This is a genomic window from Rapidithrix thailandica (assembly GCF_039710355.1).
GTDB classification, from domain to species: Bacteria; Bacteroidota; Bacteroidia; order Cytophagales; family Flammeovirgaceae; genus Rapidithrix; species Rapidithrix thailandica.
Genome location: NZ_JBDKWZ010000005.1, coordinates 249,575 through 264,383, shown reverse-complemented (window position 1 = coordinate 264,383; position 14,809 = coordinate 249,575). Strand labels below are relative to the sequence as shown.

General features: G+C 40.8%; 16 protein-coding genes. 10 read left to right on the top strand and 6 right to left on the bottom strand.

What is annotated here, in order from left to right:
* Nucleotides 1-54: 54 nt before the first annotated feature.
* From tssD to AAG747_RS10610, 9 genes are read left to right on the top strand one after another with little or no spacing between them, the layout of a single operon-like run.
* Nucleotides 55-747 carry a type VI secretion system tube protein TssD gene (gene tssD / locus AAG747_RS10650; RefSeq protein ID WP_346821148.1) on the top strand — a complete coding sequence of 231 codons (693 nt, stop codon included), beginning with the start codon at nucleotides 55-57 and terminating at the stop codon, nucleotides 745-747.
* Nucleotides 748-803: 56 nt separating this feature from the next.
* Nucleotides 804-2,216, top strand: coding sequence for a coiled-coil domain-containing protein (locus AAG747_RS10645; protein ID WP_346821147.1), 1,413 nt, complete (start codon nucleotides 804-806; stop codon nucleotides 2,214-2,216).
* A gap of 5 nt (nucleotides 2,217-2,221) precedes the next feature.
* Complete coding sequence (locus AAG747_RS10640) at nucleotides 2,222-2,890, top strand: hypothetical protein (RefSeq protein ID WP_346821146.1); 669 nt, start codon at nucleotides 2,222-2,224, stop codon at nucleotides 2,888-2,890.
* On the top strand, nucleotides 2,871-3,194 hold the full coding sequence (locus AAG747_RS10635; protein ID WP_346821145.1) for a hypothetical protein: 324 nt from the start codon (nucleotides 2,871-2,873) through the stop codon (nucleotides 3,192-3,194). Before AAG747_RS10640 ends, AAG747_RS10635 begins: the two co-directional genes overlap by 20 nt.
* A gap of 3 nt (nucleotides 3,195-3,197) precedes the next feature.
* Entirely contained in the window at nucleotides 3,198-3,860 is a 663-nt protein-coding gene (locus AAG747_RS10630) for a hypothetical protein (protein ID WP_346821144.1), read from the top strand.
* The gene (locus AAG747_RS10625) at nucleotides 3,841-4,164 is read left to right on the top strand and encodes a hypothetical protein (protein WP_346821143.1); all 324 of its coding nucleotides are present in this window, start codon (nucleotides 3,841-3,843) and stop codon (nucleotides 4,162-4,164) included. The genes AAG747_RS10630 and AAG747_RS10625 overlap by 20 nt, the downstream gene beginning before the upstream one ends.
* Before the next feature lie 5 nt (nucleotides 4,165-4,169).
* Nucleotides 4,170-4,829 carry a hypothetical protein gene (locus tag AAG747_RS10620; protein ID WP_346821142.1) on the top strand — a complete coding sequence of 220 codons (660 nt, stop codon included), beginning with the start codon at nucleotides 4,170-4,172 and terminating at the stop codon, nucleotides 4,827-4,829.
* Entirely contained in the window at nucleotides 4,810-5,133 is a 324-nt protein-coding gene (locus tag AAG747_RS10615) for a hypothetical protein (protein ID WP_346821141.1), read from the top strand. The genes AAG747_RS10620 and AAG747_RS10615 overlap by 20 nt, the downstream gene beginning before the upstream one ends.
* Before the next feature lie 5 nt (nucleotides 5,134-5,138).
* Nucleotides 5,139-5,846: a hypothetical protein gene (locus tag AAG747_RS10610; protein ID WP_346821140.1), complete on the top strand. Its 708-nt coding sequence runs from the start codon at nucleotides 5,139-5,141 to the stop codon at nucleotides 5,844-5,846.
* A gap of 167 nt (nucleotides 5,847-6,013) precedes the next feature.
* Here AAG747_RS10610 and AAG747_RS10605 read toward each other — a convergent pair whose 3' ends face one another.
* Entirely contained in the window at nucleotides 6,014-7,075 is a 1,062-nt protein-coding gene (locus AAG747_RS10605; protein ID WP_346821139.1) for a hypothetical protein, read from the bottom strand.
* A 227-nt stretch (nucleotides 7,076-7,302) separates the two neighbouring features.
* Between AAG747_RS10605 and AAG747_RS10600 the strand changes: the two genes are divergently transcribed.
* Entirely contained in the window at nucleotides 7,303-8,241 is a 939-nt protein-coding gene (locus AAG747_RS10600) for an isoaspartyl peptidase/L-asparaginase family protein (protein ID WP_346821138.1), read from the top strand.
* Between the two features lie 122 nt (nucleotides 8,242-8,363).
* Here the strand turns inward: AAG747_RS10600 and AAG747_RS10595 are convergent, their stop codons facing one another.
* The 5 genes from AAG747_RS10595 to prfA all read right to left on the bottom strand — a co-directional run bounded on the left by AAG747_RS10595 (nucleotide 8,364) and on the right by prfA (nucleotide 14,767).
* The gene (locus tag AAG747_RS10595; RefSeq protein ID WP_346821137.1) at nucleotides 8,364-9,023 is read right to left on the bottom strand and encodes a 2OG-Fe(II) oxygenase; all 660 of its coding nucleotides are present in this window, start codon (nucleotides 9,021-9,023) and stop codon (nucleotides 8,364-8,366) included.
* Between the two features lie 119 nt (nucleotides 9,024-9,142).
* Complete coding sequence (locus tag AAG747_RS10590) at nucleotides 9,143-9,604, bottom strand: PepSY-like domain-containing protein (RefSeq protein WP_346821136.1); 462 nt, start codon at nucleotides 9,602-9,604, stop codon at nucleotides 9,143-9,145.
* A gap of 392 nt (nucleotides 9,605-9,996) precedes the next feature.
* The gene (locus tag AAG747_RS10585) at nucleotides 9,997-11,106 is read right to left on the bottom strand and encodes a PepSY-associated TM helix domain-containing protein (protein WP_346821135.1); all 1,110 of its coding nucleotides are present in this window, start codon (nucleotides 11,104-11,106) and stop codon (nucleotides 9,997-9,999) included.
* Between the two features lie 33 nt (nucleotides 11,107-11,139).
* Nucleotides 11,140-13,506, bottom strand: a complete 2,367-nt coding sequence (locus tag AAG747_RS10580; protein ID WP_346821134.1) for a TonB-dependent receptor — start codon at nucleotides 13,504-13,506, stop codon at nucleotides 11,140-11,142.
* Between the two features lie 175 nt (nucleotides 13,507-13,681).
* A complete protein-coding gene (gene prfA / locus AAG747_RS10575) occupies nucleotides 13,682-14,767 on the bottom strand; it encodes a peptide chain release factor 1 (protein ID WP_346821133.1) in 1,086 nt (361 codons plus the stop codon).
* Nucleotides 14,768-14,809: the final 42 nt, after the last annotated feature.

Sequence of the window (14,809 nt, the reverse complement as noted above, 5' to 3'; positions counted from 1 at the left end):
AAATACAGTACCCTTCGCCTAAATAAATGTTGAAACGTTAAATCAAGTAATCCAATGAGCCTCATTGCTAAAATGTATGTTGAGGATAAGGAAATTAACATTCTTGACTTCAAATTCCGCTTTACCCGTTCGGTAGACGAACACGGCAAACCGATGGGAAAACCCAACGGTACCTTATTTGACATCACCTTCGAAACCACTTCCGATCAAAGCTTTTTTGCCTGGTCGGTAGGCATGGACATGGTGAAAAAAGTAAAAATTGTCGTTTCCCCGGTGACGCAAGACAGCAAAAGCCGGGTCTTCGAACTCTACGATGTACACTGCGTCTTTTTCAAAAACCACTTTAACGGGGTAAATGGCGAACCGATGACTACCCAAATCAAGCTCTCCCCGGCCATCCTCTACGATGGAGGATATAAAATCCTGGAGCATTACTGGAAGGAAACCGACCTGAGTGCCCAGAATACCCCGGTGACGACTATTGCCCCGGAGGAAGAATTGCGTTTGATCTCCGCTCATTACGAAGATGTGGATGGGAAGCACTTGAAAGCAATCGAAAACGGGACGGTGTACCTGGTAATCGAAACCCGGGACAATATTGGTAAAACGTTGGATTTGAACCTGGCTAATGAGAAACATCAGTTCAAACACCGGGGGCAACTGCTCCAGGACGATATTTTACGTGGGGTTTCCATCACGAGTGATGTTCTTAAAATAGAACTTGAAGTGGAAAGGAAAAAGGCTTAACCTTCATCTTCTCCTGTATTTTTTTGAATGGTACCACCTTTAAACTAGAGTTAAACATGGCAATTATCTATGAATCAGGCAATCCGGACAACTGTTTGGTCATTCCGGATTTAGAACTTCCTATAAGAGTAAGACAATGCCGGATTGAGTTCACCCCTCAGAGCAGTGACTATAAAGACGGGGTTTTTGGTTTTACCGAATTGAGCAATAGCTTGATACAAAACTGCGAATCCGATGTAGAGGCTCTTAAACGGGAATTTACCCCTGTTCCCTTGGAAATAGAAGGAGACGAATACTACCCTTCCTGGATCAGCATCCGGCAGGGACAAACCATTACCCTCAAACTCAAATGGAAAAAGGAAAGTGTGTTGGAAGAGTACGACAGGATTGCTTTTGATCCACATGATGATTTTACCTTCTCCGAACCAGATGAACTGAGAGATGCTACTAAAGATTTTAAGAAAGGCCTCAAGGAAATCCGGATTACCTGTAATGCCACCAATACAGCCCCTGCCCGCCTGAAGATCAAAGCCCATGTGAGAGGTAGTAGCCAAGTAGTGGGTGTGTTGAATGTGTTTTATCCCGATCCAAAATCTTTTAATGTACAGTTTGTGGCAGTGGAAACGAAAACGGATGGAAGTGATAGAGATGAAATAGACGACGTGGCTGATATCCAACAACTAAGAGCTTCTTTTCAAGCAGCTTTTAATCCTATGTTGTTGGATGTCAATTTTCATAATAATGCACAAGATTTGGAAGGCTTGGATATTAGTAACCTGGCGACTATCCGGCAACAAATGGCTCAGGAAAAGACCACTCGTACTCAAGAACTGTCAGAAGTAGAAACAACCTTGGCGGAAAAACAAGAAGAGTTAAGAGTTGCCAAAGAAAATCCGGAAGCTGATGTAAGCGAGCTTACTCAAACCATTAGCCAACTGGAAAGCCAGGTTTCAGAACTTAATGTTACAAAACTTAAGTTAGACTCAGACTTTGGAGTGGTTAACTATAATGATGATAGAATTTACGTAGGTGGGCAGCCAAATAAAATACAAACCAGTTTTGTTGGTAGAGAGATATTATTAGAGCGTTTAAAAATCTTACATCAACGTGAAAATGGACAGCAAATTAATGACAATGTCATTTATGTCTACCTTACCAATTTGGAGTGTAATGAACCTAATACAACTAATCAAGAAAAGGTAAATTATAAAAATGGGATTTCGAAAGGTAATGTTTGTGTACTTTTCCTGGGAAACAATGAAAACAAACCGTATAAAGAGGTTCCTCATGAGGTGATGCATTCACTAGGGCTACCGCATACTTTTCCGGAAAATACGGAAAAAGATGTAAGTAAGGATCATATCTTTAAACAAACAAAAACGGATAATTATATGGATTATAATAATACAGCTAAACATACTTACAAATGGCAGTGGCAACGATTACATAACAGCAACTTAACCCAATAATAGCGATGAAAAAAATAGCAATATTTTTGGTGTTTCTTACAGGTTGCATTCCTTACAAGTCTTATCTAAAAACGGATGATATTTGTGGTTTTGATATGACAATTACAGAAGAAGAAAAATGCTTAGATTTCACAAAGTATGATAGTCTTTTAACTAAGGGTAATTTAACTATAACGGATAATGAAAGTATTTTAAAAGAATATAGAAAGTACAGTAATAACAAATATACATATGTAATAAAGCAAGTTGATAAGCCAACAAATATTTCTAAATGGACGAAATATAATGCACATGGACATATAAGATACGTTTATTTTACATATGTCAATGGAGGCCTAAAAATAGGTCAAGGTATCTATTTCGACTCCTTGGGTAACATCACCCAAGTAATCGATCATCGACATGCGAACAACTATCCAATTTGTTTCAAAGAAGCTTTGATGATCGCTGAAAAACTCAAGCCCAAGAAAGACAGTATCTTTGGTATTGATAGGGAGTGGGAGGCTACCGTCACGGATACCCTTTACTATTGGGAAGTGTTTGTGCAAGAACCCAAACCTGATAAAGACGAGCCTACTTTAGGCGATGCCTGGATTTACCGTATTGATGCACAAACAGGAAAATTGCTGCGCAAAATGCAGTTGATACAGGGGCATGATGATACAGCTCCATGATGATTCCTTTTCGGATAACAAAAACGGATTAAGGCCTAAAACCTTGATCCGTTTTTATGAGTTTGCCAGCTCTTACCGTTCCGCTTATGGTTTAAATACTACCCCAAATTTCTCAGGTAAATCATTCCAGGAAATTCCTCATGAAGTAATGCATGCTATAGGGCTTCCCCATACTTTTGTTAAGGAAGCAAGTCATGAGTTTACTTACACTAAGACGGATAATTATATGGATTATAATAATACTGCTAAACATACTTACAAATGGCAATGGAAAAGACTTCATGATAGTAACTTAAGCAATTAACCTATGAAATATATCAGTGTAGTATGCTTGTTTTTTCTGACTGGTTGTATCACATATAAATCGTATATCAACAATGACATGATTTGTCAGTTTGATATGACGATTGCAGAAGGTGAAAAAAAGTTTGATGTACAGAAATACAAAAACTTGCAAGAATTACATCAAATTGATAGTAGTAACTTTATTTTGAAGATATATAAATATCCAGGTAATCAAGGATATGTGGTTGATAAAACTGATAAACAGAGTAAAGTATCTAAAATAATTAGATATTCAATTAATGGTAGTATTAAACATGTCTACTTTCAACCATTAAAAGGTGGTTTTGAAATAGGCCAAGAAACCTATTACGATTCACTGGGAAATATCACCCAAGTCATTGATCACCGGCAAGCCGATAAATACCCAATCTGTTATAAAGAAGCTTTATTGATTGCCGAAAAGCTCAAATCCAAGAAGGATAGTATCTTATCCATCGACCGTGGAAGGAAAATAAACTCGACAGGAGATACGCTTTACTATTGGGATGTGTGTATAGAAGAACCTAAACCGGATAAAGACGAGCCTACTTTAGGCGATGCCTGGATTTACCGTATTGATGCACAAACTGGAAAATTGCTGCGCAAAATGCAGTTGATACAGGGGCATGATGATACAGCTCCATGATGATTCCTTTTCGGATAACAAAAACGGATTAAGGCCTAAAACCTTGATCCGTTTTTATGAGTTTACCAGCTCTTACCGTTCCGCTTATGGTTTAAATACTACCCCAAATTTCTCAGGTAAATCATTCCAGGTAATTCCTCATGAAGTAATGCACGCCATAGGGCTTCTCCATACTCTTGTGCAGGAAGCAAGTCATCGGTTTACTTACACCAAGACGGATAATTATATGGATTACAATAATACAGCTAAACATACTTACAAATGGCAGTGGCAACGATTACATAACAGCAACTTAACCCAATAATAGCGATGAAAAAAATAGCAATATTTTTGGTGTTTCTTACAGGTTGCATTCCTTACAAGTCTTATCTAAAAACGGATGATATTTGTGGTTTTGATATGACAATTACAGAAGAAGAGAAAAGCTATAACCCTAGTATTTATGGGGATTTAACACAAGGTATTAAGATAGATAGTGGGGGCTTCACCTTAGTTACTTATAAATATCAAGATAAACTAGGTGGGTATTTTCTTTCTAGGACTAATAAAACGTCTCAAATAAGCAAGTGGATTAATTACGATTCAAACGGACGGGTTTCTTTAATATATTTTGTTTATGAAATGGGGGGATTAATAGTTGGCAAGGAAACTCATTACGACTCCTTGGGTAATATCACCCAAGTAATCGATCACCGACAAGTAGATAAATACCCAATCTGTTACAAAGAAGCGTTGATGATCGCTGAAAAACTCAAGCCCAAGAAAGACAGTATCTTAGGTATTGATAGGGAGTGGGAGGCTACCGTCACGGATACCCTTTACTATTGGGAAGTGTTTGTGAAAGAACCCAAACCTGATAAAGACGAGCCTACTTTAGGCGATGGCTGGATTTACCGAATTGATGCGCAAACAGGAAAATTGCTTCGCAAAATGCAGTTGATACAGGGGCATGATGATACAGCTCCATGATGATTCCTTTTCGGATAACAAAAACGGATTAAGGCCTAAAACCTTGATCCGTTTTTATGAGTTTGCCAGCTCTTACCGTTCCACTTATGGTTTAAATACTACCCCAAATTTCTCAGATAAATCATTCCAGGAAATTCCTCATGAAGTAATGCATGCTATAGGGCTTGCCCATACTTTTGTTAAGGAAGCAAGTCATAAGTTTACTTACACCAAGACGGATAATTATATAGATTACAATAATACAGCTAAACATACTTACAAATGGCAGTGGCAACGATTACATAACAGCAACTTAACCCAATAATAGCGATGAAAAAAATAGCAATATTTTTGGTGTTTCTCACAGGTTGCATTCCTTACAAGTCTTATCTAAAAACGGATGATATTTGTGGTTTTGATATGATGATTACAGAGGAAGAGAAAAGGATCGATCCACAACTATTTGCCAATATCAAAGAACCTGATTACCCTTTTTCAAGGGTAATCATGTCAAAAGAAGGTGATAATTTTCAAGATATGGTTTTTGTAACTAAATCTCTTAATGATAAAGAGTTGAAGGTAATTAGAAGCATAACAGATAAAAAGAACTTTATTTCAAAAACAATGATATATAGAACAAATGGTTCAATTAAAAGCTCTTCTTTTTCTGTTGATGGAAATTTTCTTGTCGAAGTAAAGAATTACGACTCCTTGGGTAATATCACCCAAGTAATCGATCATCGACATGCGAACAACTATCCAATTTGTTTCAAAGAAGCTTTGATGATCGCTGAAAAACTCAAGCCCAAGAAAGACAGTATCTTTGGTATTGATAGGGAGTGGGAGGCTACCGTCACGGATACCCTTTACTATTGGGAAGTGTTTGTGCAAGAACCCAAACCTGATAAAGACGAGCCTACTTTAGGCGATGCCTGGATTTACCGTATTGATGCACAAACAGGAAAATTGCTGCGCAAAATGCAGTTGATACAGGGGCATGATGATACTTTTTCGGACAGGAAAAAGGAGGAAAGATAGCTATTTTTCTACTTGAATGAAATACATAATAAACGTCATTTTATACAATGAAAGCACTCTTTTCAAAATTAAAAACTCAGCTCCTCAACGGATTTTTTCAGGCATTATACACCAAACTTTGTATCAATGGGATCCCAAGAGTTGAAGACATGGGATCCCGCACTAGTTTATACTACTTCTTTCTTCCTACGGCTGTTCTTTTTTCCTCCCAACAAGCGCATCAGATAAGCAGAATCAATATCCATACTGTTAAACACAGGGATATCGGTAAACTCCTGCAACTCCTGTACGTGCAATGGGGAGCTGGAACACACACCTGAGATAGCATCCGGCACCAGGTCAAACTTATTTTTCAATACATTTAACCCACCGATCGCTCCAAAAGCATCGGCAGCACAAAAGATCAATTTATGAATCCGGCAACGGACTTCCGGGGAGTTCAGTAGCATAGCTGTTTCCCGTTGGTTAATTCCATCGGCCAGCTCTACCACCCAATAATTTTCCCGGTTGTTGGCGTACTTCAGATCCAAGGAATTAAATATTTTGAGCATCTCTTCTTCCTTCAGCAAGTAAGTAGAAGGGTATCCCAAAAAGGTAAAATCCGCATACGGGCTGGCTCCGGCATCGTTCATATGCAAAATATCTTTCAAGCTGGCCGTTCCGGTCACTTTGGAGGCCCTAACGGTAGCTCCCCCTGCCGAAAGCGCCCAACAACAAGACACTGCCGCCATGCTCTTTCCGGAATTCATAGCCGTACCTACGACCAGAATCATTTTTGCCCGGGGAAATTTCTTCTCATTATTTTTAGGAATAATAATGGGAAAATTCGTAGTATTTAAGATCTGTCCTTCCGCATCACAGGCATAGCCTAATACTTTTACCCGGGTAGGATCAATTACTTTAGTACTTCGGGTCTTTACCATTCCTACCAGCCCGGAACGAGCCAGCAAGTCCACCGCTTCTACCGGTTCGGAAGGAATGACGCCTTCGTAATAGTCCGGTGCATAACGGTTGCCGAATACGAAAAGTGCTTTAGTGCCTTGGTGTACATTGTGAATCCGCCCGGAGCCATTCTCCAAGGAAGGATGTTGACCAATCAAATCAATACTGCCGTAGATCACATCTCCGATCTCCGGAGCCTTTTCCATAGGAATATATCCTTTAATCTGCTTCTTCGAAATGGTCAAGGCTGCGCTGGGTATAATATACCCCTTTGACAGTTTTTTCATTCTTTACAAAATCCGAAAAAAGTTAAACAAAAATGAAAGAGTTTCTTAATGATTAAGTTTTAAAGATTTGGTTGGAGAACAGCCCTTTGCTTTGAGATAAGAATTCAACTGCCCGCTCCTGTATGTCAACTCCTTATTTCCACAAGAGAACTTTTTCTCCGGGCTAAAAGTAGAATATTTTTTTATATAAATTTACTACTTATTAAAAATTAATGAATGCTTCAAACTTGAAAAGAAAAATTGCACTTGCGATCCATGGGGGAGCCGGGACACTTTCCCGGTCACATTTTTCCTCCAAGAAGGAAAAAGCTTATCAACTAAGCTTACAGACCGCTTTACAAAAAGGCTATCGCGTGTTACAGAAAGGTGGCACTGCCATCGATGCGGTTACCGAAGCAGTCGTTAATTTGGAAGACAACGAACTCTTTAATGCCGGCAAGGGCTCCGTCTTCACCCATGATGGGGAACACGAGATGGATGCTTCTTTAATGGAGGGAAAAAACCTTAAAGCCGGGGCAGTCACCAGTGTAAAACTGGTGAAAAATCCTATTCTGTTGGCCAAAGCAGTCATGTTGAAATCCAAACATGTTTTTCTTTCGGGAGAAGGGGCTATGGAATTTGCTATTGGCAATGAGATAGAACTGGAAACCAAAGAATACTTTTTTAACGAACTCCGCTACAAACAATGGCTCAAGGCCCGCAGTCATGATCATATCGCCCTGGACCATGATATTGCGGTTACCGATAAAAAATTCGGTACCGTAGGTGCAGTGGCCATAGACCGGAGAGGCAACCTGGCCGCCGCGACTTCTACCGGAGGAATGACCAATAAGCGTTTCGGACGAATCGGTGACAGCCCGGTGATCGGATCCGGTACTTATGCCAACAATCAAACATGCGCCATCTCCTGTACCGGTCATGGCGAATATTTTCTCCGGCTCGTAGTCGCACATGAGATCTCTAACTTGATGGAATATGCCCAACTTTCCCTGCAAGAAGCCTGTGAACGGGTAGTGCATCAAAAGCTAAGCAAAATGGGAGGAAGAGGAGGCCTTATTGCCATTGATAAAGACAGCAATATTCAAATGGTGTTCAACTCGAAAGGCATGTACCGGGCTTGTCTCAAAGAAGGGGAAGAAGCTTATGTAGGTATTTACAAGGACTAAAGGGGTGGAGGGATTGAAGGGTTGAAGGATTGAAGGGTTGAAGGATTGAAGGATTGAAGGATTGAAGGATTGAGGGGGTGGAATACTTTATGGGTTTCCACCCTCTTGATACGTGACTGAGCTTAAAGATATACTTCTTTCAACTGATCCAAAAACCAACCTGTCAGACTGTAACGTTGCCGGTTGGTTGGCAAGACTTCATGCTCCAGCAAGTCGCTTCGAAAACAGATTAATTTCCCTGCTTCCGGAAGCACTTGGATGGTTTGTTCCGTTCCGTCTTTTTGAGGTAGATACAGTTGAAGTGCTCCTCCGTACATGGCTTCCCAATACGGATTCAGATAGCAAATAAAGGTAATTTTCCGGTGGTCATCTTGTTTAAATTGATCTTTATGCCTTTTGTAAAATGTGCCCTCCGGATACATGGCAAAATGCATTTCCACCTCTTTTAAACTTAAAAAACACTCACGGTTCAGCCTTTCGCGAAGAGCCTTCAGTTTTTCTTGTACCGGCAATAATTCTTTCATGTCTACCGAAGAGTCAATCCATTGAATCAGATCTCCTCTTACCTGTTTGTTTACATGATGTTCACCATCCTTCCCAATTCCGGCTTTATCCAGTAAGCCTTGCTCATATTGCGCAAAAATTCCTTTTTGTAAGCCTTGGACTTCTTCAGGAGTCAAAAAATCTTTGACTAGGGCATACCCTTGAAAGGCCAGCGAATCAAAAAAATCGCCGGTTAAATTTGCCAGTGTATTTTCATTTGGCAACAATTCCTCTTCCATTATGTACAGTTCAAATAATGCGAATCGGAAAAAGGCAAAAAGACCAACTCTTCCTTTTTGCCTTTTGCCGTATAAATTGATACCTTCAATTGTGTGTTTTTTCCAAACCGGGTCAGGCCTTATTCATAATCTTCATCTGCCTCCATCTGCATCGGAAAACTTTCTTTCCTCAGTACTTTTCCCTCGGCATTTACTAAAAAGCTACTTTTGGCCAAGCCATCATCTACAAACACCATATAGGCAGTATCTCCATTCTTTAAAGAAGCAGTATAAAACTCACCTGTTTCGGCAGCGATACCGGATAGGTTTTCGATGCTGTTTTGCACGGCTTCAGGCAGATCTTCCAAGAAGGCATAAACGCCTTTGTCGGTCCATACTCCATTGGACTCCACCCTGCAATAATGATATTCTTCACCATTTTCCAAAAAAGCCACATAGGCCTTGGGATTGTGTTCCCATTGCAATACTTCCGCATTTCCAAACAATGCTTTTACGGCTTTTTGCACTGCTTGAGGAGGGTCTTGAGCATTTGCTATTCCGGCAAATAACATCAGAAGGGCAACAGAAATTACGTGTTTCATATGGTTCCTATAATTAAAAATTTTCTTCTGTGTGACGAAGCCTTGAAGAAAAGTCACCTGGAAAAAGAAGAATTATTTTACAGGGGTTATTCAAGCTGTCGAGAGTTTCATTTTCGGGAGACCGGAAGTCCTTTTTTTACACAAATAAGCACCGTGGATTTCTACGTTTTATAAAGTGTTGGAAGCTGGGAAGAAGAGAAATAGATACAAAAAAAACACTTGAAGGAGAAGCTCCCACAAGTGTTTGCAATGCACGAATTGCGCATAAACAATATCCGTTTTCTTTAGATTAGCGTTTGTGGATTACTTAGTTTAGTTTGGCTGATTCGATATATTAAACACAATTGGAAACGAAGTATACACACACGGATACAAATACTTAGCTTATTATCTTAAAAACCGGTAGCCATCACAGCGACTTTCCGCTGTTGTTGTACCTGTTTGTTTTTTCGCGCTTGTCTGCGGTATTTCCACAGTAAAAAACCCGTAATTGATAATAGAGGGGGTGTCAGTCCTCCCAGGCAATAGATGAGCTTGACCAACCAACCACCGTATTCCACATAATGCAGCGGCCGGACCATACTCAATAGTTGTTTTCCTATTCCTTCGTCTTTGATCCAGGAAGCTTTTTCTACTTTCCCTGTAAGGTGGTTTACCGATACAATGTTGGCAAACCGGCTCCACAAGGGACTGTCTTCTTGTCTCCGGCCAAAAATCCTGATGGAAGCATTTTCGCTCTTCGGCCACATTATATACGAAGGATGAAAATCCGGATACATTTGTTTCAGATCTGCTAACACTCCATCTACCGAGGTGCTCATAGCAGGCGGCTCCGGGCTTGCTTGCCCTTTTCCAAAAGTTTTAATTCCGTGCGTCACCACCGAATAACTTAACCATACTCCTGTAATGGCCATCATCAGATTAAACAAGAGGGCCCATACGCCTACAACCCGGTGCAAATACGAGGAAGTGGCTCTCCAAGACTTGAAGTTGGGTTTGACTTTCCATAAAAATACTTTTACCAAAGATTTACGGTAAACGATCAAACCCGTGATCAACGAGCCTAAGAACAATATTCCTGTCAGAAATACCAGTATTCTACCGGCTACCCCGGCATGCAAGGCATAATGCAATTTCAACATCCAGGCGGAAATGGTACTGTATGTATCTACCGTATACAGGATTTGGCCATTGGAGGGATGCACAAGTACAAACTTCCGGTCGTCCGGTTTGCGCAAGCCCAACCATAATGCACTTGTCGGCTCTTCGGAAAACTGCCGTACGCGCACTGCATATTCGGGAAATTGCGCCTTTACACTTTTCAGAGCTCTATCAATCGATACTTTTTGCGTATTTTCCACTTTCAAATAAGGCGCAAACTCTGCCTCATCAATTTCCTGATGAAACACCAGCACCGTTCCGCTGAGGCCTACTACCAGCAAGAGCAGGCCCGAAAACAATCCCAAGTATTTATGCCAGGTATATAGTATCTTTTTACTCATACGCTCATTAAGTGCCGGTATTCAAGCCATAAATTAAATACTCACAGTCAAGGAGAGGTTATAACGGGCCCCGTTTCCTTTGACATAAGAACTGTTCACCACGGACCATTGAGAGACCGGGGTGTAATAGTCCTCGTTAAATAAGTTTTCAACACCCAGTTTCAAACGAGTGGCCCGGGTAAGCTTTAAGGAAGAATATAAATTGAATATTTTAAAACTATTCACAATCCCTTTATCTCTCTCGTATTTGCCAGCTTCATTTTTATCAAACTTGTCTCGTTCAAAAGAGTAGATACCCTGTAACTTAATAGTAAACTTATCACCCAATTGGTATTTGGCATAGGCAATGGCTTTTTGTGGTGGAATTCTTCTTCCGGTCATGTACTCGTCTTCCGAATCAAAAAAGTCCCCATCATCGTCCATATCCAACTTTCCTTCTACATAAGAATAGGAACCTCCAAGGGTAATATTTTTATGTAGATTGGCATCCAGTGTCACTTCCACTCCATAAACTAATTCGGGGTTGCGCAAAACTTTATAAACGCCATTTACTGCAGTATAAGCCGAACCTAGCTCTGAAGTACTGGCATAAGCAGAAGCTCCATAGTGAAAGACGCCAAAGCTACCGTTTGCACCCACTTCATAATTATTGGCAATCACAGCTTCCGACTCAAAAGAGATATCCGTGTCTTCCATACCTCTCAAAATACGCCCTACATCTGCTACGGAGAAGCTCTGGGAATAACTGACGAATGGTTTAAATTGTGGGATTTTGTTGTATTTCAAGCCTAGGTTAAATACCAAAGCGTTGTAATCCAAACGGTCACCTTTTACCTTGACTCCCCCTTGCTCGGCATCGCCTCCGTAAGGCTTCACATAAAGCGTGGTATAATCCGGTACATCTATATTGATGTTTTCAAACCTTAAGCCTCCTTTAAAAATCAAGTCATCCCAAAAGACTGCTTTTAACTGGGCATACGGAGCGATGTTTCTCATATCCATGTCCGGTGTCCAAGGCCGGCCATCTACCAATTCCTGATTGGTGACATCCCTTAATACATCCAGCCCGTACACAATATCGGTGTGTAAAGTCGAAGAAGCCAACAGCTTGGTTTTAAAATTCAGACGAAGTCCTTGCTTTTCGGATTTCAGGACTGACTGTCCACCCTCTTCGTAACCAGGAGCGGTAAAATAATCAGAGAAACCGTAAAGGGTTTTGAACTTTTGATAATACAGGTTGACATTCAAGTCCGTATTATGCAAAATATTCCGGTAGGAAAAATTCAACTGAGTATTATGATTATATCGGGTTCCCTGCGGTTCTCCTTGAGCTTCTCCCAATACTCCGATAGCGGGCTTTTCCCCGTAGACACCATTTTCGGCAAGGTAATCGGTCTGTTGATTACTACTGTAGAAGTTGTACATCACATCCAGGCGGATATCGCTATTGAAGTCATAGCCTACTTTTCCCAAAACGTTGTAAATATTGGACTCACCTAAGCCATAGCGGGGAGAGATCACTTCTCCGTTGGCATCTTTCATTACCCCTGTTTGCGTGAACGAACCGTTTACTACATAATCAAACTGTTCCCGTTTTCCCGTAAACTGCTGCGAAACCCCTACTCCCGAAGAATTAGCCAACCCGGAAAGCGAACCGGTATTTCTGAGGGTAGTCGTGCTACTGAAAGGCTTTTTCCGATCCGGACGCTTAGTGATATAGTTTACAATTCCTCCATCGGCTCCGTTTCCGTAAATGGCCGTAGCTCCTTTTATTACTTCAATACGCTCTATAGCATTCGGGTCAATGGTATTGATTTCGCGGCCACCGGTTCTCAAAGGGGTATTTTGAGGAATTCCATCGATGAGGATCAGCATATTTCTCCCCCGTAAGGTTTGCCCTGAACTACTGGTGGTATTATTGCTCAAGGCCATACCCGGAACGTTTACCAATACATCGGCGATGTTAGTAGTATGTTGGGTGATTTCTTGTAATTCTTTAGGTTGGATAATAGAAATAGAAGAAGGGACTTCATCGATGCTCTCCACACTTCTACCCGCAGAGATTACTACTTCCTGTAAGCTCACCTCCGTTTCATACAGTTCGAAATTCAAGGATGTGGTTTGACCGGCCATCACGGTCACTTCCTTAATTTGTTCATCATATCCTACCCCACTCGCTATGAACGTGTATGTTCCCGGTTGTATGTTTTTTACTATAAAGCGTCCATCTTCACCGGAAGAAGTTCCCAACAAGGATTTCTTCACTACAATGTTGATATATGGCAAGGGCTCTCCCTCCACTGTCGTCACTTTACCTTCTACCTGACCTGTGGCTTGCGCATAAACGGAAACGCATACACCAAGGCTGACATATAAAAACAATAGTATACTTCTTAGCATAAGATTTGATTAGTATTTTATTTAGACTGAATACAAATAATTATGCAGCAAATATAAAGGCAAGTACAGTAAGAAAGCAAGTATTATTTAGAATAAATCTAAATAAAAAATCCCAAGTGCCTCTGCCACTTGGGATTTTTTGCAAAACCAGTTCTCAATTTGTAAAAACCGTTTCTTATTTCTCTGAGGCGGCCAAGCCCCCTTCTTTCATCCGTTCGGCATTATCGGCAATTCTGAGTTGCTCGATAAAGTCTCCGATATTGCCATCCATCACATTGGGCAGGTTGTACACCGTATAGTTAATCCGGTGGTCTGTTACCCTGCCTTGAGGATAGTTGTAGGTCCGAATTTTATCAGAACGGTCACCACTTCCTACCATAGATTTCCGCTGAGCTCCTACTTCTTCGTTGTGTTTTTGTAATTCCACTTCGTAAATACGGGCTCTCAGTACATTCATGGCTTTTTCCAGGTTTTTGATTTGAGACTTTTGATCCTGACATTGCGCTACGATACCCGTAGGAAGGTGCGTCAGACGCACGGCAGAATAAGTCGTGTTTACCGACTGCCCACCAGGTCCGGAAGAACAATAAGTTTCTTTTTTGATCTCACTCATGTTCAATTCCACATCCACATCTTCCATTTCAGGCAATACGGCTACACTGGCTGCAGAAGTATGGATACGGCCTTGCGTCTCGGTAGCCGGCACCCTTTGTACCCGGTGTACGCCCGATTCGTATTTTAACTTTCCGAAAACATCTTCACCGGAAACATTGACAACAATTTCTTTATAACCACCGGAAGTTCCTTCGGTAAAATCCATCAGATCCATTTTCCAATGCATCATCTCCGCATAGCGCTGATAAAGCCGGTAAAGGTCTCCGGCAAAAATAGCCGCTTCATCCCCACCTGCTCCGGCTCTGATTTCCATAATGACGTTTTTACTGTCGTTCGGATCTTTTGGAATCAGCATTACTTTCAGTTCTTCTTCCGAGGCTTTTTTCCCTTCTTCCAACTCTTCCAGTTCCATCTTAGCCATGTCCCTGAACTCAGGATCTTTTTCGGTGGATAACATATTTTTTGTATTGGCTATATTATCCAGGATATTTTTATACTCTTCGTATTTTTTTACAATTTTATCCAGGTCCTTATATTCTTTATTCAACTTGGCGTACAATTTCATGTCTGCCATTGTTTCCGGTTGTACGATTAGTTCACTAACCTCCTCAAACCGTTTCTTTATATCTTCTAATTTATCAATCATAGAAATTCACATTTTTCGAAATTCTCACAAAATTAACTGATC

What these genes read in the sequence shown, in the direction of transcription:
- AAG747_RS10625 (WP_346821143.1), top strand. Translation starts at nt 3,841, where the DNA reads ATGATGATACAGCTCCATGATGATTCCTTTTCGGATAACAAAAACGGA.
- prfA (WP_346821133.1), bottom strand. Translation starts at nt 14,767, where the DNA reads ATGATTGATAAATTAGAAGATATAAAGAAACGGTTTGAGGAGGTTAGT.
- tssD (WP_346821148.1), top strand. Translation starts at nt 55, where the DNA reads ATGAGCCTCATTGCTAAAATGTATGTTGAGGATAAGGAAATTAACATT.
- AAG747_RS10590 (WP_346821136.1), bottom strand. Translation starts at nt 9,604, where the DNA reads ATGAAACACGTAATTTCTGTTGCCCTTCTGATGTTATTTGCCGGAATA.
- AAG747_RS10580 (WP_346821134.1), bottom strand. Translation starts at nt 13,506, where the DNA reads ATGCTAAGAAGTATACTATTGTTTTTATATGTCAGCCTTGGTGTATGC.
- AAG747_RS10595 (WP_346821137.1), bottom strand. Translation starts at nt 9,023, where the DNA reads ATGGAAGAGGAATTGTTGCCAAATGAAAATACACTGGCAAATTTAACC.
- AAG747_RS10640 (WP_346821146.1), top strand. Translation starts at nt 2,222, where the DNA reads ATGAAAAAAATAGCAATATTTTTGGTGTTTCTTACAGGTTGCATTCCT.
- AAG747_RS10610 (WP_346821140.1), top strand. Translation starts at nt 5,139, where the DNA reads ATGAAAAAAATAGCAATATTTTTGGTGTTTCTCACAGGTTGCATTCCT.
- AAG747_RS10605 (WP_346821139.1), bottom strand. Translation starts at nt 7,075, where the DNA reads ATGAAAAAACTGTCAAAGGGGTATATTATACCCAGCGCAGCCTTGACC.
- AAG747_RS10645 (WP_346821147.1), top strand. Translation starts at nt 804, where the DNA reads ATGGCAATTATCTATGAATCAGGCAATCCGGACAACTGTTTGGTCATT.
- AAG747_RS10635 (WP_346821145.1), top strand. Translation starts at nt 2,871, where the DNA reads ATGATGATACAGCTCCATGATGATTCCTTTTCGGATAACAAAAACGGA.
- AAG747_RS10620 (WP_346821142.1), top strand. Translation starts at nt 4,170, where the DNA reads ATGAAAAAAATAGCAATATTTTTGGTGTTTCTTACAGGTTGCATTCCT.
- AAG747_RS10615 (WP_346821141.1), top strand. Translation starts at nt 4,810, where the DNA reads ATGATGATACAGCTCCATGATGATTCCTTTTCGGATAACAAAAACGGA.
- AAG747_RS10585 (WP_346821135.1), bottom strand. Translation starts at nt 11,106, where the DNA reads ATGAGTAAAAAGATACTATATACCTGGCATAAATACTTGGGATTGTTT.
- AAG747_RS10630 (WP_346821144.1), top strand. Translation starts at nt 3,198, where the DNA reads ATGAAATATATCAGTGTAGTATGCTTGTTTTTTCTGACTGGTTGTATC.